Annotated in this window: 21 protein-coding genes and 1 riboswitch; of the genes, 19 read left to right on the top strand and 2 right to left on the bottom strand. The window is 44.9% G+C overall.

What is annotated here, in order from left to right:
- Positions 1-95: 95 nt before the first annotated feature.
- From ACAW68_06550 to ACAW68_06500, 11 genes are all read left to right on the top strand, one after another.
- A complete protein-coding gene (locus ACAW68_06550) occupies positions 96-254 on the top strand; it encodes a hypothetical protein (GenBank protein ID XGA15139.1) in 159 nt (52 codons plus the stop codon).
- Positions 255-274: 20 nt separating this feature from the next.
- The gene (locus ACAW68_06545) at positions 275-1,582 is read left to right on the top strand and encodes a helix-turn-helix domain-containing protein (GenBank protein ID XGA15138.1); all 1,308 of its coding nucleotides are present in this window, start codon (positions 275-277) and stop codon (positions 1,580-1,582) included.
- 391 nt (positions 1,583-1,973) lie between these two features.
- Positions 1,974-2,933: a TerC family protein gene (locus tag ACAW68_06540; GenBank protein XGA15137.1), complete on the top strand. Its 960-nt coding sequence runs from the start codon at positions 1,974-1,976 to the stop codon at positions 2,931-2,933.
- 98 nt (positions 2,934-3,031) lie between these two features.
- The gene (locus ACAW68_06535) at positions 3,032-3,418 is read left to right on the top strand and encodes a RidA family protein (GenBank protein XGA15136.1); all 387 of its coding nucleotides are present in this window, start codon (positions 3,032-3,034) and stop codon (positions 3,416-3,418) included.
- Positions 3,419-3,515: 97 nt separating this feature from the next.
- A complete protein-coding gene (locus tag ACAW68_06530; protein XGA15135.1) occupies positions 3,516-4,541 on the top strand; it encodes a lactonase family protein in 1,026 nt (341 codons plus the stop codon).
- Positions 4,542-4,605: 64 nt separating this feature from the next.
- Entirely contained in the window at positions 4,606-5,751 is a 1,146-nt protein-coding gene (locus tag ACAW68_06525; protein XGA15134.1) for an AI-2E family transporter, read from the top strand.
- A 118-nt stretch (positions 5,752-5,869) separates the two neighbouring features.
- The gene (locus tag ACAW68_06520) at positions 5,870-6,385 is read left to right on the top strand and encodes a tRNA (cytidine(34)-2'-O)-methyltransferase (GenBank protein ID XGA15133.1); all 516 of its coding nucleotides are present in this window, start codon (positions 5,870-5,872) and stop codon (positions 6,383-6,385) included.
- A gap of 40 nt (positions 6,386-6,425) precedes the next feature.
- Complete coding sequence (locus ACAW68_06515; GenBank protein XGA15132.1) at positions 6,426-9,200, top strand: DNA translocase FtsK; 2,775 nt, start codon at positions 6,426-6,428, stop codon at positions 9,198-9,200.
- Between the two features lie 32 nt (positions 9,201-9,232).
- Positions 9,233-9,517 carry a hypothetical protein gene (locus ACAW68_06510; protein ID XGA15131.1) on the top strand — a complete coding sequence of 95 codons (285 nt, stop codon included), beginning with the start codon at positions 9,233-9,235 and terminating at the stop codon, positions 9,515-9,517.
- A 158-nt stretch (positions 9,518-9,675) separates the two neighbouring features.
- Positions 9,676-10,578, top strand: a complete 903-nt coding sequence (locus tag ACAW68_06505) for an ABC transporter ATP-binding protein (protein ID XGA15130.1) — start codon at positions 9,676-9,678, stop codon at positions 10,576-10,578.
- A complete protein-coding gene (locus tag ACAW68_06500; GenBank protein ID XGA15129.1) occupies positions 10,571-11,815 on the top strand; it encodes an ABC transporter permease in 1,245 nt (414 codons plus the stop codon). The genes ACAW68_06505 and ACAW68_06500 overlap by 8 nt, the downstream gene beginning before the upstream one ends.
- Before the next feature lie 46 nt (positions 11,816-11,861).
- On the opposite strand, the gene ACAW68_06495 is transcribed toward ACAW68_06500, so the two are convergent.
- The gene (locus ACAW68_06495; protein ID XGA15128.1) at positions 11,862-11,993 is read right to left on the bottom strand and encodes a hypothetical protein; all 132 of its coding nucleotides are present in this window, start codon (positions 11,991-11,993) and stop codon (positions 11,862-11,864) included.
- Between the two features lie 150 nt (positions 11,994-12,143).
- Here ACAW68_06495 and ACAW68_06490 point away from each other — a divergent pair, with 150 nt between their 5' ends.
- The 6 genes from ACAW68_06490 to ACAW68_06465 all read left to right on the top strand — a co-directional run bounded on the left by ACAW68_06490 (position 12,144) and on the right by ACAW68_06465 (position 19,124).
- Entirely contained in the window at positions 12,144-14,069 is a 1,926-nt protein-coding gene (locus ACAW68_06490; protein XGA15127.1) for a right-handed parallel beta-helix repeat-containing protein, read from the top strand.
- 93 nt (positions 14,070-14,162) lie between these two features.
- Positions 14,163-14,354 (top strand): hypothetical protein, encoded by a 192-nt coding sequence (locus ACAW68_06485; GenBank protein ID XGA15126.1) that lies wholly within the window; start codon positions 14,163-14,165, stop codon positions 14,352-14,354.
- Between the two features lie 132 nt (positions 14,355-14,486).
- The gene (gene uvrC, locus ACAW68_06480) at positions 14,487-16,280 is read left to right on the top strand and encodes an excinuclease ABC subunit UvrC (GenBank protein ID XGA15125.1); all 1,794 of its coding nucleotides are present in this window, start codon (positions 14,487-14,489) and stop codon (positions 16,278-16,280) included.
- A 94-nt stretch (positions 16,281-16,374) separates the two neighbouring features.
- Positions 16,375-17,685: a GTPase ObgE gene (gene obgE / locus ACAW68_06475; protein ID XGA15124.1), complete on the top strand. Its 1,311-nt coding sequence runs from the start codon at positions 16,375-16,377 to the stop codon at positions 17,683-17,685.
- Between the two features lie 52 nt (positions 17,686-17,737).
- Positions 17,738-18,439 carry a YigZ family protein gene (locus ACAW68_06470; GenBank protein XGA15123.1) on the top strand — a complete coding sequence of 234 codons (702 nt, stop codon included), beginning with the start codon at positions 17,738-17,740 and terminating at the stop codon, positions 18,437-18,439.
- A 121-nt stretch (positions 18,440-18,560) separates the two neighbouring features.
- Positions 18,561-19,124, top strand: coding sequence for a DUF1361 domain-containing protein (locus ACAW68_06465; GenBank protein ID XGA15122.1), 564 nt, complete (start codon positions 18,561-18,563; stop codon positions 19,122-19,124).
- Between the two features lie 51 nt (positions 19,125-19,175).
- On the opposite strand, the gene ACAW68_06460 is transcribed toward ACAW68_06465, so the two are convergent.
- Complete coding sequence (locus ACAW68_06460; protein ID XGA15121.1) at positions 19,176-20,405, bottom strand: multidrug efflux MFS transporter; 1,230 nt, start codon at positions 20,403-20,405, stop codon at positions 19,176-19,178.
- Positions 20,406-20,596: 191 nt separating this feature from the next.
- Positions 20,597-20,695: riboswitch (purine riboswitch) on the top strand.
- A 77-nt stretch (positions 20,696-20,772) separates the two neighbouring features.
- Between ACAW68_06460 and ACAW68_06455 the strand changes: the two genes are divergently transcribed.
- Together ACAW68_06455 and ACAW68_06450 are read left to right on the top strand one after the other, a co-directional pair.
- Complete coding sequence (locus tag ACAW68_06455) at positions 20,773-21,918, top strand: IMP dehydrogenase (GenBank protein XGA15120.1); 1,146 nt, start codon at positions 20,773-20,775, stop codon at positions 21,916-21,918.
- A gap of 15 nt (positions 21,919-21,933) precedes the next feature.
- Entirely contained in the window at positions 21,934-22,800 is an 867-nt protein-coding gene (locus ACAW68_06450; GenBank protein XGA15119.1) for an IMP dehydrogenase, read from the top strand.
- Positions 22,801-22,846: the final 46 nt, after the last annotated feature.

Here is a 22,846-nt window from a genome sequence, read left to right as displayed (position 1 = left end):
ACAAAAATAACGGCAAAATTATTTTGTTTTTGAAAAAACCTTAAATTCTAAATAATAAATTTTCAATTACTATTATCCAGTGGAGGATAAGGGGTATGGTTGTTGATTTATGGATGTTAGATAAAAAAGAGCAAGAGAAGGTGACGCTGTTAACCGAACTTGCGAATTCTGATGAACTGATTTTGCCGGTTTCAGAATTGATGGAGCCTTGGACTGGTCAAAGTACAAGGCGCTCGAAAATGCACGATCATTGAATTCGGACATTCAAGTCGTGATGTCAACGACAGATGACACGTTGCTTGTTTCAGATGATTCAAAAACAATTTATTTGGATGATCGTTATTTGGGTAATGTAGATGGCATTATTAGCTACTACATTAAAAATTCAGTGTATTGGCAATTTACACTTGATGTCTTAAACGAAACGATGAAGTCATACGAGCACTTTGCGTTGCAACACGCGATTTCTGCCGGGACGGTAAGTAATATCAAGCAAACTTTGAATGAACGTTTAGCCAAGTATAATTTGACGATTACGCCAAATTATCATTTCGAAGGGAACGAAATGTATTTGCGCTCAATGTTGTTCCATATCATGATGCGTTGGGATGTGGTGGCCCAAACGGACAAGGTTCGTGACATCGTGACACGTGAACCTATTTTTAAAGATTTGCGTATTAACTCAGCTGCGTTAACAAATGCTCGTTCATTGGTCATTCAGCAATTTTTGGCGATTTCATTAGTTCGTGCCCGACTCGGTCACTTTATTAACAGTGCGCCAGTGCGCGAAACGCTCGTTAATTATGATGAACTTGATGATCGTGCACAGTGGCTGATTACGGAATGGCAAGCAATGCTTGAACGCCAAGGCATTAGCGTGACGAACGCTAAGGAAGAAAGTGTTCAGTTGCTCTATATTTTGTATTTGAACAACATTCGCATCGACACGGATTGGATGATGAATGTCACGAAGCGTGTGAAGAAGCGTTTGAATGACTTTATTTTCAAAGTGGAGAGCTTGTATTTTGAGTGCTTCAATACCGAACTAGAGGAAGAAGAATTAGCAAATTTACGTCGTCATTTATTTGCGACGATTATTCGTTCATTTGGTGACAGTGACGATTTGTTTATTCCGGAACGCTTTAGTTCGATTGATGTCGCAACGTTGTATCCGGTTGTACATGAATTTACAAACGCGGCTATGAAGATTTTCCGCGAAGATATGGGTGTAAAAACTCTTTCAGATAATTTCTTGTATGACAAATTGGTTGTGACGTTCTTGAACGATTTGGCGTTTGATAAGATGTTCAAGCCGATCGTGGTGAACGTTAACATGCAACAATATCCTAGCGCTAACCGCGTGTTACAGGAAATGATTAAGTCAGTTTCGCGTTATGAAATTGTCTTTACGGAAAATACGACTAAAAATGCTGACTTGGTTATTTCAAACTTCCAAGCCAACGTGGAACCGCAAAATAAGTTCGAGTGGACGGCGCTACCAACGAGTCGCCAATGGCACCAGTACGAACAACGCCTAGGTGAAATTAGTGTATCAAAACTAAATAAGACGTCGATTTTGTAAGTTTCAAAAAGTTTTACGATTTTGAAAAAAGAGTGTGCTAGTGATTGCTATCGCTATGACATAATAATTATGCAACGCAATGTTGTGATGCTTTAGCAGCGTCGGGCTAGATTCTCAACTGCTAGCAATGAGAACATGAACACTAGCCAAAACACAAACTAAAGTTATCTACTTCTCTCTTTATAAAAAAGTCTGAAAGACCCACTTTCTTTCTTTTATAAAACATCCGCCTTTACCCTAGGGCGGATGTTTTTGTTTACCGGCGTGAAATGAACCTAATAAAAGTTAGTAATAGTATTACGATTAATATTCGGTTAGAATAGGGTTATAGTCATCGCGGACCAAATTGGTGGCCCGAGACGTATCTATTTATAAGAAAGTTGAGAAATACATGGAAGTTGGTATAGGTTATTGGATTGGTTTCTTCGCCTTTGTTTTGGTGATGTTGGCACTTGATTTGGGTGTCTTCCACAAAAACAATGAGGCACCAACCATGAAAGAATCATTGTTATGGAGTGGCTTTTGGATTGGGCTTGCCTTCATTTTTGCGGGTGGCCTTTGGTTCTTCACTGGCGGTGATCATGCGCTTGATTTCGTGACGGCATATTTGCTTGAAAAGTCATTGAGTATTGATAACTTGTTTATCTTCATTTTGGTATTTGGTTTCTTCGGTATTGAATTGAAGTATCAACACCGTTTGCTGTTCTGGGGTGTCTTTGGTGCTCTAGTCATGCGTGTGATTTTCATTTTTGGTGGCGCAGCCTTGCTACACCATTTTGCGTGGTTGATGTACATCTTCGGCACATTCTTGATTGTCACTGGTGTGAAGATGCTCTTCGAAAAGGAAGAAGCACAAGATTTGAATGATAGTTTCATCATCAAGAGTTTGCGTAAGATTTTGCCATTGAAGGAAGATGTGGCAGAACCCCATTTCCTGGTTAAGGAAAATGGTAAGCGTTACGCAACGCAATTCTTGTTGGCATTGTTGTTCATTGAAGCATCAGATTTGCTATTTGCCGTTGACTCAATTCCAGCTGTTTTGGCCGTTACGCAAGATACATTTATCGTCGTGACGTCAAACATCTTTGCGATTATGGGATTGCGTTCATTGTACTTTGCTTTGTCTGGTATTTTGCCAATGTTCCGCTACATCAAGTACGCATTGGCGGTCATCTTGGCCTTTATTGGGGTGAAGATGGTCTTGAATGAATCAGCGAAGGCGTTCGATTGGCACTTCCACATCTCAAATGTGGTGTCATTGACCGTTATCGTTGGATTGTTAACACTATCAATTATTGCCTCAGTTATCGTCTCTCGTGTACAAGAGCGTCGTAAGTTTAAGGCTGAATAACAGTTGGAGGATCTACCTTTTCGGGTAGGTCCTTTTTTAATTCCACTGTCGATTTTTGCGCGTATACTGACGATATTAAATTTGTAGGGGATAGAAAAATGACAAAGCAAATTATCGCAACAACTGATGCACCAGGTGCTATCGGACCATACTCACAAGCTGTTTTGACGAATGGGACGTTGTACGCTTCAGGACAAATTGGTTTGATTCCTAGCACAGGGGAATTTGCAGGGGAGACGACCTTGGAACAAGCAACGCAAGTCTTTAAGAACATTGATGGCTTGCTTGCTGCAGCTGACATGACGCGAGCAGATATTGTTAAAGTGAGTGTTTACCTTGCTGATATGGCTGATTTTGCACCTGTAAATGAGTTGTATGCCGATTACTTTAGTGAGGTTGACGCATTCCCAGCTCGTTCAGCTGTAGCGGTGGCAACGTTGCCAAAGAACGCCCGCATTGAAATTGAAGTAATTGCGAATAAATAGGTAACGAAAGCGTATGTGTCTGTTGATGCATACGCTTTTATGTTATAATGTAAGCGTTTACTGAAAAGATATTTAATGAATGAAAGCGAGATCAACCATGGCATTGGAAAAGATTTTATTTGGTACTTATACGCGACGTGTTTCAAAGGGAATTTACGAAGCAGCATTGAACACGGAGACTGGTGAGTTGCAAGATGCCAAGTTGGTTGCTGAAGTTGGTTCACCAACATACCTTGCTTTGAGCAAGGCTAACAAGTTGTACGCGGTTGACAAGAACGGCGACCAAGGTGGTGTTGGTGTGTTCGACTTTGCCAATGACGAAGCAACGTTGACACAAGAAGTTTTGGCAGAAGGTGCTTCACCAGCGTACGTGTCTGTTGATGAAGCCCGTCAATTGTTGTACTCAGGTAACTACCACAAGGGTACGTTGGAAGTCTTCGCGATTGCAGCTGATGGTTCATTGACGCTGACTGATTCATTCCAATCAGAAGGATCAGGGCCACGTCCAGAACAAGGCTCATCACACGTTCACTGGAACAACTTGACGCCAGACAACCGTGTGGCAGTCGTTGATTTGGGTGCCGACAAGGTGTTGACGTTTGATGTGTCTGACGAAGGTAAGTTGACGTTGGTTGCAACGTTTGAAACAGAAGCTGGCTTCGGTCCACGTCACTTGCGCTTTAGCCCAGACGGTCAATACGCATACTTGTTGGGTGAATTGTCATCAAAGTTGTCAGTTTTGAAGTACAACGCTGACGGATCATTCACGTTGTTGCAAACTGTTTCAATGATTCCTGCAGATTGGACTGAGCACAACGGTGGTGCAGCTATCTACTTGTCAAACGACGGTAAGTTTGTGTACACGTCAAACCGTGGTCACAACTCAATCGCGGTCTTTGCGGTTAAGGACGGCGGTGCATCAGTTGAACACATCCAATGGATTTCAACTGAGGGTGACTTCCCACGTGATTTCGCTTTGAACCCAAGCAACGAGTTCTTGGTTGCGGCTAACCAAAACACAGATAACGTGACGGTTTACCGTCGCGATGCTGAGACTGGTGAATTGACGTTGTCACAAAAGGACTACGAAATTCCTGAATCAGTGCGTGTATTGTTCATCTAAGCTTGATACAATAAAGTCAGTTGCCAGCTGGTAACTGGCTTTTTATTTTTGGGGGATAGACTATATGAGCAACAACCAAAAACACCGGTCGATTTTGTATCGCTGGCTGTTAGATAATAAAATCATTTCAACGATGCTGGTTATTTTGCTGACGTTGGCCATTATTTATATGCTAAAGAAGGTTGATTTCATCTTTGCGCCAGTCGCTGGCTTGTTCGGCGCAGTGGGGGCACCGATTATTATCGCGGGTGTCTTTTACTACTTGCTAAATCCGATGGTTGATTGGGCCGAGCGCCGTTTTAAGTTGCATCGCGCCGTAACGATTACGATTCAATTCGTTGTCTTGGCGCTGTTAATTATTTGGGGATTGGCTGTATTCATTCCGTGGATTACGGATCAGGTTGCTGGATTGATTAAGCACTGGCCAGAATACTGGCGTAGCATTGTTAAGACTGTTGATAATTTGACGTCAGACAAGCGATTCATGTCGGTCAATAAGTGGTTCAACGAGACGAATAATGACTTGACGACCTGGTTCAAAAACTACTCAGCTGAGTATGCAAGCAAGGGTATCAAAGGAGTTTCTTCAGTTGTCGGGACGGTAACGACGGTTGTCATAACCTTGTTGACGTTCCCGTTCATGTTGTTCTACTTGTTGAAGGATGGGCACCAAATGCCAGGCTACATGGCGAAATTTTTGCCACCGCAGGCACGACCATCATTCCTTGAAACAATTGGTGAAATTAACAACCAAATTTCAAACTACATTCGTGGTCAATTGTCAGTTGCTTTTGCCGTTATGGTGATGTTCGCGATTGGTTATACCATTATCGGTTTGCCATATGGTTGGTTGATTGCAATTGTTGCTGGTGTGCTAAATTTGATTCCGTTCTTAGGATCGTTTTTGGCAATGGTGCCAGCGGTGGTCGTTGGACTATTCGTCTCGCCAATGATGCTAGTTTCAGTACTAGTGGTCTTTATGATCGAACAGACGTTGGAAGGCCGACTCATTACGCCGAAGCTGCTCGGTAATTCGTTGCATATTCACCCAGTAACCGTTTTGGTTATCTTGTTGTCAGCCGGAAATATTTTCGGTTTGGTGGGCGTTATTTTCGGAATTCCAGGGTATGCCATCTTGAAGGTATTGTTGTACCGTTTGTATAAGTGGTGGCAAGAAAACTCAGGTCTATTTACGGAAGAAAACGAGTAAAGCATTTAATAAGGTTTGCTAAGTATAGCGTGGTCAGTTATCAGACCATGCTATACTTATTTTTGTATGCAATTAAACGCGTTGGGGGAGGGGAGCCTCCCCGGAATAGGAGATAATCATGAGCACGAATCACATCGTATTATTTGAGCCATTGATGCCAGCAAATACTGGAAACATTGCCCGTACTGCAACGGGAACAAACACGAAGCTTCACTTGATTGAACCTTTGGGATTCAAGTTGGACGACAAGCACGTTAAGCGCGCTGGATTGGACTACTGGGATACAGTTGATATTACAATTCACGAAAACTTGCCAGCCTTTATGGCCAGCTTGAAGGAGACGGACGAATTGTTCTTGATTTCAAAGTTCGCACCACGTGCCTATCACGAGGCTGATTACACAAACCCTGATCACGATTACTACTTCTTGTTTGGTAAGGAAACGACTGGTTTGCCAGAGCCGTTCATGAAGCAACACCCTGAAAAGGCATTGCGTATCCCACAAAACGATGACCACATTCGTTCATTGAACTTGTCAAACACAGCCGCTATCGTTATCTACGAAACGTTGCGCCAACAAGGGTTCCCAAACCTAGATTTGACTCACGAATACGACTACGACAAGTTGAAGTAAAAATAAATGAGCGTTTATTCACTTAAGAAAGGAGATTAATATGGCGGCGACAGCAAAAAAGCGTCCGACTACCAAGCGTAAAACAACGCCGAAAAAGTCGACGTCTGCCAAAAAGAAAAAAGCAGCCCAACAGAATTGGTGGCTGGAACGTGGGCCACAACTTATTGGCCTATTTGCGACCATTATGACAGTAATTGCCATTGCCAAGGTTGGATTAGTTGGTAAGTTTTTGGCCAATATTATTCGCCTAGTAGTAGGTGGATCTTATCAATTCTTGTTACTGGTACTCTTAATTCCGCTACTCGTGGTAGTTGCTTACGGCCAATGGCCAAAGCGCTTTAAGTGGCAACAATATGTTGGCTTTGCCCTCTTTTATGTGGGCATCATGTTGGTTGGTTCAATCTTACTTTTCGATAAGATGAATGTGCATGAAGCGTATGCACAAACCATCCAAACGTTAATCAATCAAGATATGAATAACAAGGCAGTCACAACCCCAGTTGGTGGTGGCTTAATTGGTGCCATGCTTTATAGTGGCACATACATGGCAATGGCTGATTTTGGTTCATGGCTAGTGGCGGTTATTCTATTGATTGCCGGACCAGTGATGTTCTTCAATTTGCCAATTCGCGATGTCTTTGACAACTTCTTTAACTTGGCTGAAGGTGCGGGTGATTTGGTTCAAACGCAAGCTTCAACAGCCCATGAAAAAGTGACTGAATCGATCGAAAGCTTCCGTGTCCGTCAAAAGTCGGCGATGCAAGATTTCTTCAATGAAGATCCGTTTGCCTCAGAAGCGGAACGTGCCGCAAATATGATTGATGGCTTACCTGATGCTTCTGCGTCAAACGATGCGCCAATCAAATCAAAGAAGGCTAAGGCACCTACGGCAGTTGTGGATGCTGAACCTGAAGTAGACGCAACGGCCACTGAATTCGTGATGCCAGAAATTGTGGCACCGGCACCATTCAAGCCGGAAGCACCAGTTGATGGGTCGACATTTGCGGCTGCAGAACCAGTGACGAATGAGTTCACGCCGCTACCAAGCGAAGATGAAGCACCAGTTGAAATGGCGTATGATCCAAGCTTTAATCCAGATGAGGTTATTCAAGCGCAAGATGCTGCGATTGAGCCGGTAGTTTATGGCGAGGACTTGCCGGATGACGAACTGTTACCTGGTCAAGATGTGCCGTTGACGCACGCTGATATTCTTGGTCACAATGACGCGCAAACGTCACCAAAGACAACGGCGCATCAATCAAACGTAGGCCACGTTGAACCGTCAACCATTTCAGAACCAACTGCTGACGTGGATGCGTCTGGCTTGGGTACTGTGATTGATGATAAGGATTACGTTTTGCCAACGACTGATTTGTTACAACACATCGGTTCAACTGACCAGTCAGCTGAGCGCGATGCGTTGAACGATAAGGCCCGTATCTTGCACGAAACATTGAAGAGCTTTAACATCAACGCGACGGTTGAAAAGGTGGTCCTTGGACCAACCGTTACTCAATACGAAATTAAGCCAGCAGTTGGTGTGAAGGTATCAAAGATTCAAAACCTTGCTGATGATTTGGCGTTGGCGTTGGCTGCTAAGTCATTGCGTATCGAAGCACCAATTCCTGGTAAAAACGTCGTCGGAATCGAAGTTGCTAATGATCAACAAGCGACAGTTGGTTTCCGAGACATGGTTGAAGAGGCCGGTATTGATACGACGAAGCCATTGGTTGTTCCAATTGGTCGTGGTGTCACAAGTGGCGTTGTGAAGCTTGATTTGACGAAGATGCCACACTTGTTGATTGCTGGTTCAACTGGTTCAGGTAAGTCAGTCGCCATCAACGGCATTTTGGCATCAATTCTGTTACAGGCCAAGCCATCACAAGTTCGCTTGATGTTGGTTGACCCTAAGAAGGTGGAATTGTCAGTTTATAACGATATTCCACACTTGATTACACCAGTTATCTCAGACCCTAAGAAGGCATCACTCGGCTTGAAGAAGGTTGTCGCTGAAATGGATCGTCGTTTTAAGTTGCTGGCTGATGAAGGGGTGCGTAACATCGATGGTTACAACCGCTTAGTCGAAAAGCGTAATGCAGCTGATCCAAGCACTGTGCTTCAAAAGATGCCATACTTGGTTGTCATTATTGACGAGTTGGCTGACTTGATGATGACGTCAGCCGTTTCTGGTGACGTTGAAAATTCAATTGTGCGTATTGCACAATTGGGTCGTGCCGCTGGTATCCACATGATTGTTGCTACACAGCGTCCATCTGTTGATATTATCACCGGTTTGATTAAGGCGAACGTGCCATCACGAATGGCGTTTGCCGTTTCATCTGGTGTTGATTCACGTACGATTTTGGATAGTAACGGTGCCGAGAAGCTCTTGGGTCGTGGTGATATGCTGTTCGCCCCAATTGGTTCAAACGGGCCACAACGTGTTCAAGGTGCTTTCTTGACTGACGAAGACGTTGAGTCATTGACGGACTTCATCAAGAATCAAGGTGAAGCCCAATATGATAAGAGCATGGAAGTATCTGACGAAGAAGTGAACGCGATTGATAATCCTGGTTCAGAAGGTGATGAGCTAGATGAACGTTGGGATGATGTGCTTGAATTTATTTTGCGCGCTGGTGGTGCTTCAACATCATCAATTCAACGCCACTTTGGTATGGGTTATAACCGTGCCGGTCGTATCATGGATGCGCTAACGGATCGCGGCTTGATAGGTGAACAAAATGGATCTAAGCCACGTGAGTTGAAGTTTACACCCGAAATGCTTGACCGTTTCCGCCGTGAAGCACTAAAATAACGCATACGATTAAATGAGATGGAGGCCGTCAGATGATTCGTTATGATTTAACAAATCCAGCAACGGACGTCGAATTGGTAGCAATGTATCGCGCCGATTTTGATGTCGATGTTGGTCGTCTATACACGTATGTGCCAGAGCTCAAGGGATTCCAATTGCACTACGACCACGACGTTGTGTTGTCACCAGCAGAGATGCGTGATGACGACGACGTTCGTTTCTACTTGCAAGTCCATGGTCAAAACCCAACTGGACGCGCACGTATGGCAAATATTGATTTCCAACTTGTGCAACGAGATGAAATTAACTGGGCATAATGCCTAATGAAGGACGCATTCCTTTTCGGGGGATGCGTCCTTTTTTGTTATGCGGGCTGTGACAGGTTTTTTCTAACAAATGAATAAAGTTTATACAATTATTCATATGGCTTGGGTACAATGGTATTAACATGTCAGACAAATAGGGAGTAGCTTACATGATTGAATTAAAAAACCTGAACAAGCAGTTTGGTGACAAACTAGCAGTTCGGGATATGAATATGGTTATCAACCCGGGCGAGGTTATGGGGTTGATTGGGCAAAACGGTGCGGGTAAAACGACGACGTTTCGCATGATTCTAGATTTTATCGAACCAACGAGTGGTGAAATTGCTTGGGATGGGCATAAGATTACGTCAGCTGATAAGCAACACATTGGCTTCTTGCCTGAGGAGCGTGGGCTGTACCAAAAGCTAACCATTGAAGAACAAGTGATGTACTTTGCTGAGTTGCACGGCATGAAGCGTGCTGATGCGAAGGCCTCTTTGCAAGATTGGATGAAGCGTCTGGATGTCGTTGGTAAGACGACTGACAAAGTCCAAAAGCTCTCTAAGGGTAACGCACAAAAGGTCCAACTGATTTCGACAGTTATTTTCCACCCAGAATTCTTGATTTTGGACGAGCCTTTTACCGGGCTAGATCCGGTGAATACGGAATTGATGATGAATGAAATTAAGCGTTTGAAGCAAGATGGCGCGATGATTATTTTCAGTTCTCACAATATGTCGGGGGTTGAAAAGTTGTCGGACCACCTCACGATGTTGCGTCATGGTGAAACGGTTTTGAGTGGTGCGACAACTGAAATTCGTGAATCATTCGGGCGTACGGAGATTTACATTGAGTCACCAGTGGCAGATGCTGATTTGTTGGCCATTGATGGCGTGGTGTCAGTTGAACCACAAGGGATTGGACGCCAAGTGCGTTTGACCAACGCTGAGGTTGGACGCCAAGTCTTTAGCACTGTTGCGCAAGATGGTTATGTGCCAGTGTTTGCCCAAACAGCGCCAACGCTGGATGAAATTTTCCGTCGTGAAGTGCAAGGAGGTGGCGTAAATGACTAGTCGACAATTATTCTTAGTGGCTCGCCAAACCTACCTAACGCGTATTAAGTCATTTGGTTATTGGGCATTGGTCTTGGCGCCAGTATTGATTGTGGGTGTTATCGCAGGTATCACCTTTATCATCACGGCCACGCAAAGTCATAAGACACCGGTTGTCGGAGTGGTTAACCAACCAGCGCTAACGACGTACTTGAAAAAGACTGATGGTTTCGATGCTAAGGTGAAGGCAGTTACGTCTGAAAAGCAAGCTAAGACCGATTTGCGCAAAGGTAAGTTGGATGCCTATTTGAAGGAAACTGGCGAGTCCAAGTTCCAATTGGTTGCGTCAGCGGACGGTGAATCAGTTTCAGAAACGAAGCTGAAAGCCACCTTGACGAGTTTTTCAATGTTGAATACGGCAGCTGAAATTAACTTATCAGGTGCGGACTTGCAAAAGTTGATGACGCCACCGGTTTTGAAGACCACGACACAAAGTGACAAGGGTCAATCAGCAGGTGGTGCGGTAGCCAATTCGGCTAACACAGCTTTGGCATCGGCCATTGGTATCTTGATTTTCGTGTTCTTGACGTCATACATCAGTATGATTGCGCAAGAGATTGCCAATGAGAAGTCATCACGTATCATGGAAATCTTGTTGGCTGCGACATCGCCAGCTGTGCAATTCTTTGGTAAGTTGAGCGGTATTGCTGGCTTGGCGTTGACGCACGGTTTGCTATACGTGATTGCTGGTTTGTTGGTTAACATCTTTGCACCGCACTACAAGTACTTGAAGATGATCAAGGAATTGTTGGCCGGTGTTGATGCTGGCTTTGCCATTATGACCTTGCTAATCGCACTGGTTGCCATCTTCATGTACATGGTGCTAACTGCGATTGTTGCCGCGATGGTCAATGACTTGAGTCAGGTGCAACAAGCAGTAGCGCCAATCACATACTTGGCGATGATTGGTTATGTGCTAACGTTTACGTTGTCAGGTCAACCAAACAATACGTTCTTGAACATCTTGTCATACGTGCCGTTCATCTCACAAACACTAATGCCGGCTCGTCTTGGGTTGCAATATGCGACGATGGGGGATGCTGCGATTGCGTTGGTGCTTGAAGTGATTGTGTTGGTATTCATCAGCATGTTTGGCTTGCGTGTTTACAAGCGCAACGTGTTGACGTACAACGACGGTAATATCACGAAGGCTGCTTTGGCTAGTCTGAAGGGCTTGTTCGTTAAAACAAAAGACTAAACAAAAAACGTCGACCGATTATGGTCGACGTTTTTTCGTGAGCAGATTATTGCTTCAATTGCTCTTCTTCCTTCTTGCCCAAGAAACGATCCTTTTGATCATCCTTAACTTCGGGCATAACGAACAAGTCATCAAATTGCTTGCTCAATTCATCCGTACGCTTAGTTTGCAATGGCATTTGGCTTTCCCCCATCAAATATTCTTGCCAATAGTATACCACGTTTACCTAGGGTGCTGTCGTCAAAATAAATTCATTCTTTTGCCGTTAGATAGGCGTCACTTTTGTTTATGATGAAGGGGCAAAAGTGATTTCATGGGGGTAGGAAAAATGCAGATTCACGTTGCAAAAACAGGAAATGATCATCACGACGGGACAGCAGATCATCCGTTGTTGACGATTAATCACGCTGCGCAAATTGCGCAACCGGGCGACACGGTCATCGTTCACGAGGGGGAATACCGTGAATGGGTGAATCCAAAGAATGCCGGGTTAAGCGACCGACGCCGCATTGTTTATCAAGCAGCGCCACGCGAAAAGGTGGTTATCAAGGGCTCAGAAGTGGTTACTGAGTGGGAAGAGATTGCTGGTTCGGTCTATAAGGCGATCGTGGATAACAAGGTGTTTGGTGAGTTTAATCCGTTTGATGATGAGCTAAATGGGGATTGGCTCATTTCAAATTTGAACCGTAAGACGCACACGGCGGACATTTATATTGATGGGGTTTCAATGTACGAAGCACAATCATTGGCCGAGGTTGATGCTGGTGAAGAGCGTAATCACGTGCATGACTTTATGACCGATGAGGAAATTGCGGAACCGTACCCAGCCCGTACCAAGTACAAGTGGTTCGCTGAGGTGACGGATGACGTGACGACAATCTATGCTAATTTTCATGACATTAAGCCGTCAGAGCATTTGATTGAAATGAACGTGCGTCCATATGTGTTCTATCCAAGCCAAATTGGCCGTAATTACATCACGGTGCGTGGTTTCGAAATGGCCCAAGCGGCAACGCCCTGGACGCCACCAACTGCAGAGCAACCTGGCTTGATTGGTGCGCACTGGAGCAAGGGGTGGATTATTGAGAACAATCGCATCCACGATGCGAAGACCAGTGGTATTTCACTTGGTAAGGAACGTGCATCAGGCGATAACTACTACACGCATCGTCGTGATAAGCCAGGCTACCAATATCAATTGGAAACGGTGTTTGAAGCAATTAACAATCATGGTTGGCGCAAGGAAACAATTGGGTCACACATTGTCCGCGACAATGAGATTTATGACTGTGGTCAAAATGGTATCGTGGGTCACTTAGGTTGTGTCTTCTCAACGATTGCGGATAATCATATCTACAACATTGGCTTGAAGCGTGAATATCACGGCTGGGAAGTTGCTGGTATTAAGTTGCACGCTGCAATTGATGTGCAACTGACGCATAACCACATTCACAATACAGTTTTGGGAACGTGGTTGGATTGGCAGACGCAAGGTACGCGCATTAACCGTAACGTTTATCACCACAATAATCGTGACTTCTTCGTTGAAGTGAGCCACGGACCATTCATGGTTGATCACAATGTCTTCGGTTCTGAAAATGCGGTTGATGAATTTGCCCAAGGTGGCGCGTTCGTCAATAACCTGATTGCTGGTGCGATGAAGCGTCAAAAGGTCCTTAACCGTACGACGCCATATCACACACCACATTCAACTCAGATTGCTGGCTACGCTTGTGTTTATGGTGGGGATGACCGTTTTTACAATAACGTATTTATCGGAACGCCCAACAAGGCATGGGAAGTGCAAGGCACGGCGCAATTCGCGGAAGCACCAACAACGCTTGAAGCGTACATTGATGCGGTGCACATGACGCGCCCAACCGATATTGAGCAATTCGAAACCGTTGAGCAACCGATGTACGTTTCACATAATGTTTATTTGAACGGTGCCCGTGCAACGACTGCTGAAAAGACAAACGTCATTGACGAAATGAATCCACACTTTGATGTGGTGAAGCAGGGTGAAGCGTATTACCTAGAATTGTCTGTACCAGAAACGGTGACAAATTTTGTTGCCCCAACCCAGACATCAGAAACGTTGGGCAAGGTGCGCTTGGTAGATGCTGAGTTTGAGCAACCGGATGGATCAGACTATGTGTTGAATGAAGACTTAGTTGGCGACAAGATTGAACGTGAGTTAGCCGGGCCAGTTGGCAGCTTGGTCGTCGGTGAAAACCGCATTCGCATTTGGTAATAATGAGAACGTTTTCAACTTCATAAATAATTCAAAAACGAACCGTAATATACAACTTCGGAAGCAATTATTTATTTAAAGGGGAAAGAACAGATGAAGTTCGCACAACAAGCATCACTTGCGATTGCAGGTACGGTATCAGGATTGTGGTTGATGGCCGAAGAGGGATTGGCCGCAACGACAGCAACAGCAATGGCACCATCTTCAACCGAGACAGTCGAAGTGATTGCTGGATTGTTGATGACGTCACTAGCCGTAATGATTTACGTCTACAAGACAAAGTAAACCCTTAAGCCACTAGGAAGTGAGAGATTTCCTAGTGGCTTTTTTTGCGCAGTTTTTCAACCAATCTCCGGGGTTAAATTAAACCGAATTTCGGCGTATAATGAAGTAAATACTATTTGAAAGGAAAAGCGGATGGCGTCAGAACATATTGAACAAAAACTTGCGCTGCTACCAGATTTGCCCGGCTCATACCAAATGAAGGATGTGAACGGGAAAATCATTTATGTTGGTAAGGCCAAGAACCTAAAAAACCGTGTGCGTTCTTACTTTAAAAGTGAACACACCGGTAAGACAGCCCAGCTGGTTGAGAATATTGCGGACTTTGATTTCATTGTCACGAGTTCTGAAAAGGAATCCTTGTTGCTTGAAATCACGTTGATTCAAAAGTACCAGCCGTACTATAACATTCGCTTGAAGCGTGGAACGGGGTACCCTTACATTAAGATTACCCACGAATCGGATCCAAAGCTTGAATTGGCCAACGACGTCAAAGAAGACGGCGCCCAATACTTTGGTCCTTATCCTAACGTTTACGCTGCGCAGGAAACCTTGCATTTCTTGCAAAAGGTTTATCCATTACGTCGTTGTAACGGTTACCAAGGACGTCCATGTTTGTATGCCAACATGGGACAATGCTTGGGCCCTTGCTATCGTAAGGTGCCATTCACGGAGTACTTGGATCAAATCAAGAAGATTCAACGTTTCTTGGATGGGGATACAAAGGAAGTGACGAAGGTCTTGCAAGGCAAGATGGCTGACGCGGCTGAAAAGCTTGAGTTTGAGCGTGCTGCCGATTTGCGTGACCAATTGAAGTTCATTGAGACAACCGTTGAAAAGCAAAAGATTATCTCAAAGGACGGTACGCCACGTGACTTGTTCAACTTTTATATGGACAAGGGCTGGCTGTCTGTTCAAGTCTTCTTCATTCGCCAAGCGCGTTTGATGAAACGTGAGAAGCGCACCTTTGCCATTGTTGATTCACCTGAAGAAGAATTGACGAGCTTTATTTTGCAGTTCTACAACCGTAAGAATGCTGTGTTGCCAAAGGAGATTTTGGTGCCGGCAGGGGTTGATAAGCAAATTATCTCAGAAGTGTTGAATGTGCCCGTGCGTACACCGCAACGTGGGGAAAAGCGTGACTTGCTCGACTTGGCGGAAAAGAATGCCAAAATCGTGTTAGATGAAAAGTTCCGCTTGATGGAAATGAATGAGTCGAAGACGAACGGGGCGATGCAAGAAATTGCGGACGCACTCGGTCTTGACCACATCCACCGCATTGAGGCCTTTGACCACTCACACACCCAGGGTGAAGAAATGGTTTCAGCCATGGTTGTCTTTGAAGATGGTGTGCCGAACAAGAATAAGTACCGCAAGTATAAGACCAAGACGGTTGACCATGCGGATGAACGTGCTGAAACGATGGAAGTTATTCGTCGTCGCTACACGCGTTTGCTCAAGGAGCATGCTGAAATGCCGGATTTGATTTTGATGGACGGTGGCGTGATTCAGTTGAATGCGGCCCGTGAAGTCATTGAAGATGAACTTGGTTTGGCAATTCCAGTCGCAGCGATGGTTAAGAATGACCAACACAAGACGGCTGACTTGTTGCGTGAAGAAGGTGAGCCACACGTTAACTTGGATCCGAAGTCGCAAGGATTCTTTCTATTGCAACGTATTCAAGATGAAGTGCACCGTTTTGCCATCACGTTCCACCGTCAACTTCGCTCAAAGAGTTCTTTAGGCTCAAAGTTGGATGAAATTGCCGGGGTTGGTCCAAAGACGCGTCAGAAGTTGTTGACGAAGTTTGGGTCGCTCAAGAAGATTGCCAATGCGTCAATTGAAGAACTGCGCGAAGTTGGTGTTTCTGAGAAGGTAGCCAATGCCATTAAGATTTCACTACAAGCAATTCAACACAGTGATGATTAAAGGTGGTCAAACGAGGCTAAGTACTGTAAAATGATAAGCGTCAAATTGCGCTTATATTTTAAGAGCTTTAATAAAGAAAGTGAGGTCATAAACGATGGCGTTTGTCGACCAAGTTAAAATTTTTGTAAAGGCCGGTAAGGGTGGCGATGGTGCCGTTTCTTTCCGACACGAAAAGTACATCAACATGGGTGGTCCTTTTGGAGGTGACGGTGGTCACGGTGGATCTGTTGTGATGGAAGTGGATGAAGGGCTACGTACCTTGATGGATTTCCGTTACAAGCGCCACTTTAAGGCTACCCCAGGTGGTAATGGTGCCACTAAGGGAATGACTGGAAAGTCAGCTGAAGATTTGATCATCAAGGTCCCACAAGGTACAACGATTACTGATGCTGAGACAGGTCGCGTGATTGGTGACTTGACTGAGCAAGGTCAACGATTGGTTGTTGCCCAAGGTGGACGTGGTGGACGCGGTAACATGCGTTTCGCTTCTTCAACGAACCCAGCCCCTGAAATTGCCGAAAACGGTGAGCCAGGAGAAGAATTGGACATTGCCCTTGAATTGAAGGTTTTGGCCGATGTTGGGTTGGTTGGTTTCCCATCTGTTGGAAAGTCAACATTGTTGTCAGTTGTAACGGCTGCCAAGCCAAAGGTTGCGGCATACCACTTTACAACGTTGGTTCCTAACTTGGGAATGGTACGATTGGAAGATGGTCGTGACTTTGTTATGGCTGACTTGCCTGGATTGATTGAAGGTGCCTCACAAGGTGTCGGTTTGGGAATTCAATTCCTACGTCACGTTGAGCGTACGCGTGTTATCTTGCACATGATTGATATGTCAGGTATTGATCCAGAAGAAGATCCATACGAAAACTACGTTAAGATTAATACTGAGTTGGCTGAGTACGACCCAGCATTGTTGGAGCGTCCACAAATTATCGTACCAACGAAGATGGATATGCCAGACGCTGAAGAGACGTTGGCAGAATTCAAGAAGAAGTTGGCTGCTGATCCAGATGTCCCAGAAGACGTTGAGATTATGCCAATTTCATCATTGACGCGTCAAGGCTTGGAGCCATTGATGCAACGTACAGCTGACTTGTTGGATGAGACACCTGCCTTTATTCCTAAGGGTATGGAACCTGATGAAAACGAGACTGCTTTGTACGAATTCACTGAAGACCGTACGCCATTTGAAATCGATCGTGATGAAGATGGTACTTGGATTCTTTATGGTGATGAAATCGAACGTTTGTTCAAGCGTACGAACACGAACTACACGGAATCAATGATGCGTTTTGCACGTCAATTGCGCTTCATGGGTGTCGACGAAGCCTTGCGTGATGCAGGTGCTCGTGGTGGTGACACGGTTCAAATTTTGGACTTTGCTTTCGAATTCGAAGAGTAAAATCAAAAGTCAGATGCTTGCATCTGGCTTTTTGTGTGAAAAGGAGAAAATGATGGCCGGAAATCAAACTGAACACGTCAGCAATCCAGATCAATACGTTACGATTGCGGCGGATGAATATACTTGGGAACAAGTCATTAAAAAGTCTCGTTTTATCGTTAATATGGCGCGTGTAACTTCTGAAGAAGAAGCCCGTGAATTTATTGACCGCATTAACAAAGAGCACAACAAAGCCACTCACAATGTGTGGTCATACATGTTGGGTGACCGTGACCAAGTGCAACGCTATTCTGATGATGGCGAACCGGCTGGAACAGCGGGCGTGCCAATGCTAGAAGTGTTGAAGAACAATGAAGTACATGATGTTGCTGCTGTCGTGACGCGTTACTTCGGTGGTATTAAGTTGGGTGCCGGTGGTTTGGTGCGCGCATACGCTGGTACAGTTGCTGGTGGTATTGCAGAACTTGGCTTGGTGCAACGTATTCAACGTCACAAAATGTCATTGCGCATTGATTATAAGAATTATGAGCCTCTAAAATATTGGCTCGAGCAACATGAATATGTTATTTTGGATACACAATATGATACTGGCGTGACGTTGGTTGTGCCGGTATCTGATGAAGATATGACGAGTTTTGAGACTGATGTGACCGATTTGCTATCTGGTCAAGTCACGGTTGAAGTTGGGGATGTCGATTTGTTTGAAGTGCCGTACGAAAAGCGCGTCACTGCACAAACGTCATTACTGAAGTAAACGTTAAAGTTTGGGTAGCTTTAATGTTGACGTCGTATACTCAAGAATATGATGTTTTAAAGGGTTGGTGAGGAATGTGAAGCGGGGCATAGTTGAAATTCATATATTGGTGGCACTGTTCATGCTGACAGTGTGGCTATTTCCGACGAATTTCATGTTTTTAATATGGAATGTCTTTTTAGCGTTAATCCCGTTTGATTTATCGCTATTAATTAAAAATCGCCAACTAAAGCGTTGGATGATGGTTGTGCTAACGTTGCTTTGGTTGATTTTCTTTCCAAATACCATGTATATGCTGACGGACTTCAGTCACTTGTCATCAATCGGTACAGGATTGATGACTGAGACACAGTTCTTTAATTATGCGCTTTTGGCTAGTGGTGTGATGATTGGTACGTTGTTGGGTGTGTCATCGGCACATATCATTGCGGTTCGTTTTCTTGGTGAAGATGCCAGAATCGAAGCGGTGGCATTTTATGCTGTTTTGTCGTTGTTATCGGCCTTTGGAATTTATCTCGGCCGTTTCCTACGCCTGAACTCATGGGATCTGTTGACTAATGGTCACTCAGTTCTGCAACAAGTTCTGCAAGCTTTTACCATGCACAGTTTTGTGTTTGTGATGTCATTTGGGGCTTTGCAGCTGGCGTTGTTGTTGATGTACCATATTCTTAGAAAAATGAAGTAAAAAAAATAAGGTCGATGCTACTCGAATTTGAGTAACATCGACCTTTATTTTTTAGTCGTTTACGTCATCATTGTGACGCAAGAAACGCGTATTTGTACCGAAGATAATGGCGTTAACCACAATCAAAGCGGCACTGACCATGAAAATACCGTTGTAATCAAAGTATGTTGCAACCAGGGTACCAAGCATTGGTCCGGCAACCGCACCAAGTGATTGGAATGACTGATTGTAGGCGAAGATACGTGAGGTAATTTCGCGTGGTGTTGATTTCGACAACATTGTTTGCACGGCCGGCAACATCGTGGCATCTGAAATACCAATCATGAAACGTAGAATAACCAATTGCCAAACAGCGGTTACAAATCCAGTTGGTAGCATAAAGACGAAGGCCAATGCAAAACCAATCATAATCATGCGGTTCGTCCCGATACGATCACCAATGCGACCGAAGCGTGGGGCGGCAATCATTGTCGCGATTCCAGGCATGGCTGCAACCAAACCGGCTAAGAAGGTCGTGCTTGGTGCACCGTGATTAAGTTCACGGACAAATAGCGCCACAATCGGACTGATTGATTGGTTAACCATCTGAATAATCAACGTGGTGGTGAATAGGACAATGGTGAGCTTTGGAAACTTCAACATTTGGAAGACCTCCTTACGAGATGGCGAAGCACCACGCTCGATTGGTGTGAATTCTTCCTTGACCATTGTCAGCGTTAAGGTGAAAACAAGTAGGAAAATAATACCAGTAATAACAAATGAAATACGGTAGCTAACCAATGAAGCTAGCACACCGCCAAGGAACGGTCCTAACAAGTTTCCACCGGTCACACCAGTAACCAGCAGACCCAAAGCGTAGCCGGAGCGTTCCTTTGGTGTTTGCGTTGCAATCATGGCGTTTGCATTTGAAATGAAACCACCAAACAATCCTTGCAAGGCACGCAAGAAAATCAATTGCCAAATATTCTGTGCTGCTCCCATGAGCAAGAACACAATCGCCATTCCTAATGAAGCACGGAGCAACATTAGCTTACGGCCTTTACTGTCAGCGAGCTTACCCCAAAATGGTGAGACGATGGCCGTCATCAAAAAGGTAATCGCAAAAGCGGCACCACTGTAGAACGTCAGTTGGTTCTTAGTGAAGTGTCCCAAGGTATCGACGTAAAGGGAGAGAAATGGCATGACTTCACTGAAGCCAATTCCAGTCATGAAGACCCCGAACCAGAGAACGTACAAATTACGTTGCCAGGTAGGGAGACCGGAAAGTCGTCGCTGAATCATGATGACCTCCTCAATCGCTATTTATTTTTTACAAGTAACTATTGTACGCCTATTTTCAGGAAGAATCACGCAGTTTGACGGCTATTAAACTGTTAACCGAACGTAAAATCATATTAAAACTATTTTATTCGTATCTAGGGCTTGCAATCTGTCATAAGTCGTGTAGTATATTCAACAATAACTTTTTCAAAAAAGACATTTTTGTCCTTGCAGATTTAATTGCTGGAAAATGGCCAGCGAGTTTCTACCGCCTACCTAAAGTGGCGACAATCCGCAAATGACTCACAAGAGAAAACCCTCTTTGTAAGCATTTGTGGATCACTGTATCCAGAAATGCTTTTTTGTTACACAAAATTTGGAGGTTCTCATGTCACACTTTTCAGCCACAAATAAGTTCGTTCCGATGGGATTGACGTTTGATGACGTTCAATTGGTAAACAACACCACTAACGGATTATCACAAAGCGATATTTCTTTGGCAACGACACTAACACCAACTTTGCACCTCAACATTCCAATGTTGTCAGCTGCAATGGATACGGTAACCGAAGCCCGTTTGGCAACGCAATTGGCTTTGCTTGGTGGTATGGGTGTGGTTCACAAGAACATGTTGATCGCCGACCAAGCAGCAGAAGTTGCTAAGGTTAAGGCCGCAACGATTGATGCAGCCCGCTACCCACAAGCAGCAGTTGATTATAACGGTCGCTTGTTGGTCGCTGGTGCGGTCGGTGTGACATCAGATACAGTAACGCGTGTTGGTGCTTTGGTTGATGCCGGGGTTGATGCTATCGTGCTTGATTCGGCTCACGGTCACTCAGAAGGCGTATTGCGTAAGGTTAGTGAAGTACGTGCTGCCTTCCCAGAGTTGAACATCATTGCTGGAAATATTGCGACGAAGGCTGGCGCTGCTGCTTTGTACGATGCGGGTGCCGACGTGGTTAAGGTTGGTATCGGACCTGGTTCAATTTGCACGACGCGTGTTGTGGCTGGTGTGGGTGTTCCACAAATTTCAGCCATTGCCGATGCAGCTGAAGTTGCTAAGCAATATGGCAAGGCAATTATTGCTGACGGTGGTATCAAGGATGCTGGTGATGTCGTTAAGGCTTTGGCGTCTGGTGGTAACGCGGTAATGCTTGGTTCAATGCTTGCCGGTACATTGGAAGCGCCTGGGGAAGTCTTTACTGATGAACAAACGGGTCACCAATACAAGTCATACCGAGGCATGGGTTCAATTGCTGCGATGGAAAACGGTTCAAAGGATCGTTACTTCCAATGTGAAGTTAATGAAGCCAACAAGATGGTGCCAGAGGGAATCGAAGCACGTACAGCGTACAAGGGTGCGTTGACGGATGTCTTGAACAACGTGTTGGTTGGCGTTCGACGTGGCATGGTAAATGCTGGTGCAACAACGATTGATGAAATGGTCAACCAAGGACACTTGGCTAATATGAAGGAAGCGGTTGATTACACGCGCTTGCCACAAGTACCACGCATCGTTGTCGCACAAGCCTAGGGGGAGAGTTTAAACATGATGGAAACAGAAGTAGCTGGATTGAGTTTGGATCAAGTGTTGTTGGTACCAAGCGAATCAAATGTTTTGCCAAACGCCGTGTCATTAGCGACGAATTTGTCAGGTGATGTGCAAGAGGCTTTGCCGGTGATTGGGGCGCCAGCAATGACTGATTTGGGGATGGCACAAGCATTCGCTGCAAACGGTGCACTGGCAGTCTTGCCAGCTGGGGGAACGCAATTACAAGATGTACAAGCGATGGTCGCTGATGATGAAGCGGCACTTGTTGGGGTCGAAGTTTTAAATGAAGTTGATGCGTTTGAGACGGCCGTTATGCTCCACGCAGCGGGCGCAAAGCTAATTGATATCGTATTGGATGACAATCTTGACCAAGCAATCGACACATTGCGTTTGTTGGCGCAAGAAGTACCGCCATTGACAATTATGGCTGGACCAGTTGCTGATGCCGAGACAGCGCGTCGTTTGTTCGAAACGGGCATTGATTTGGTTAAGGTAGCCCCTTTGCCAGGCCAACCGGTTTATACGGTAACAACAACGATGGCGGTTGCTGAAGTTGCGAGCGAATTTGATGCCGGCGTTGTTTTGGGCGCTGGTATTCGCTACTCAGGTGACATCGTCAAGGCTTTGGCTGCTGGTGCAGTGGCCGTCATGGTCGATACTGATATTATCGGTGACACACCAGCAGATGATTTGTTCCAGATTGCTGGCGGTCTCCGTTCAGGCATGGGTTACACTGGTTCAGCAACGATTGATGATTTGCGTCTTAACGCGCAATTTGTCCAAATTACAGCGGCTGGTTTGGCTGAAAGTCACCCACATGATGTGGAATTGACAAAGTCAGCACCAAATTACGCTAAGCAATAAAACAGTTAAACCGAAAGTGCGGCTTGCCGCACTTTTCTTGTATACA

Origin of the sequence: Weissella confusa, from assembly GCA_041871065.1 — a bacterium.
In the GTDB taxonomy this organism is placed as follows: Bacteria; Bacillota; Bacilli; order Lactobacillales; family Lactobacillaceae; genus Weissella; species Weissella confusa_A.
Note: the sequence above shows the minus strand (reverse complement) of the source record. Positions and strands in the feature narration are given on the sequence as shown.

Bases quoted from the DNA above. Each gene is read 5' to 3' on its own strand.
- ACAW68_06550 (XGA15139.1), top strand. From the start codon at position 96: ATGGTTGTTGATTTATGGATGTTAGATAAAAAAGAGCAAGAGAAGGTG.
- ACAW68_06545 (XGA15138.1), top strand. From the start codon at position 275: ATGTCAACGACAGATGACACGTTGCTTGTTTCAGATGATTCAAAAACA.
- ACAW68_06540 (XGA15137.1), top strand. From the start codon at position 1,974: ATGGAAGTTGGTATAGGTTATTGGATTGGTTTCTTCGCCTTTGTTTTG.
- ACAW68_06535 (XGA15136.1), top strand. From the start codon at position 3,032: ATGACAAAGCAAATTATCGCAACAACTGATGCACCAGGTGCTATCGGA.
- ACAW68_06530 (XGA15135.1), top strand. From the start codon at position 3,516: ATGGCATTGGAAAAGATTTTATTTGGTACTTATACGCGACGTGTTTCA.
- ACAW68_06525 (XGA15134.1), top strand. From the start codon at position 4,606: ATGAGCAACAACCAAAAACACCGGTCGATTTTGTATCGCTGGCTGTTA.
- ACAW68_06520 (XGA15133.1), top strand. From the start codon at position 5,870: ATGAGCACGAATCACATCGTATTATTTGAGCCATTGATGCCAGCAAAT.
- ACAW68_06515 (XGA15132.1), top strand. From the start codon at position 6,426: ATGGCGGCGACAGCAAAAAAGCGTCCGACTACCAAGCGTAAAACAACG.
- ACAW68_06510 (XGA15131.1), top strand. From the start codon at position 9,233: ATGATTCGTTATGATTTAACAAATCCAGCAACGGACGTCGAATTGGTA.
- ACAW68_06505 (XGA15130.1), top strand. From the start codon at position 9,676: ATGATTGAATTAAAAAACCTGAACAAGCAGTTTGGTGACAAACTAGCA.
- ACAW68_06500 (XGA15129.1), top strand. From the start codon at position 10,571: ATGACTAGTCGACAATTATTCTTAGTGGCTCGCCAAACCTACCTAACG.
- ACAW68_06495 (XGA15128.1), bottom strand. From the start codon at position 11,993: ATGCCATTGCAAACTAAGCGTACGGATGAATTGAGCAAGCAATTTGAT.
- ACAW68_06490 (XGA15127.1), top strand. From the start codon at position 12,144: ATGCAGATTCACGTTGCAAAAACAGGAAATGATCATCACGACGGGACA.
- ACAW68_06485 (XGA15126.1), top strand. From the start codon at position 14,163: ATGAAGTTCGCACAACAAGCATCACTTGCGATTGCAGGTACGGTATCA.
- uvrC (XGA15125.1), top strand. From the start codon at position 14,487: ATGGCGTCAGAACATATTGAACAAAAACTTGCGCTGCTACCAGATTTG.
- obgE (XGA15124.1), top strand. From the start codon at position 16,375: ATGGCGTTTGTCGACCAAGTTAAAATTTTTGTAAAGGCCGGTAAGGGT.
- ACAW68_06470 (XGA15123.1), top strand. From the start codon at position 17,738: ATGGCCGGAAATCAAACTGAACACGTCAGCAATCCAGATCAATACGTT.
- ACAW68_06465 (XGA15122.1), top strand. From the start codon at position 18,561: ATGCTGACAGTGTGGCTATTTCCGACGAATTTCATGTTTTTAATATGG.
- ACAW68_06460 (XGA15121.1), bottom strand. From the start codon at position 20,405: ATGATTCAGCGACGACTTTCCGGTCTCCCTACCTGGCAACGTAATTTG.
- ACAW68_06455 (XGA15120.1), top strand. From the start codon at position 20,773: ATGTCACACTTTTCAGCCACAAATAAGTTCGTTCCGATGGGATTGACG.
- ACAW68_06450 (XGA15119.1), top strand. From the start codon at position 21,934: ATGATGGAAACAGAAGTAGCTGGATTGAGTTTGGATCAAGTGTTGTTG.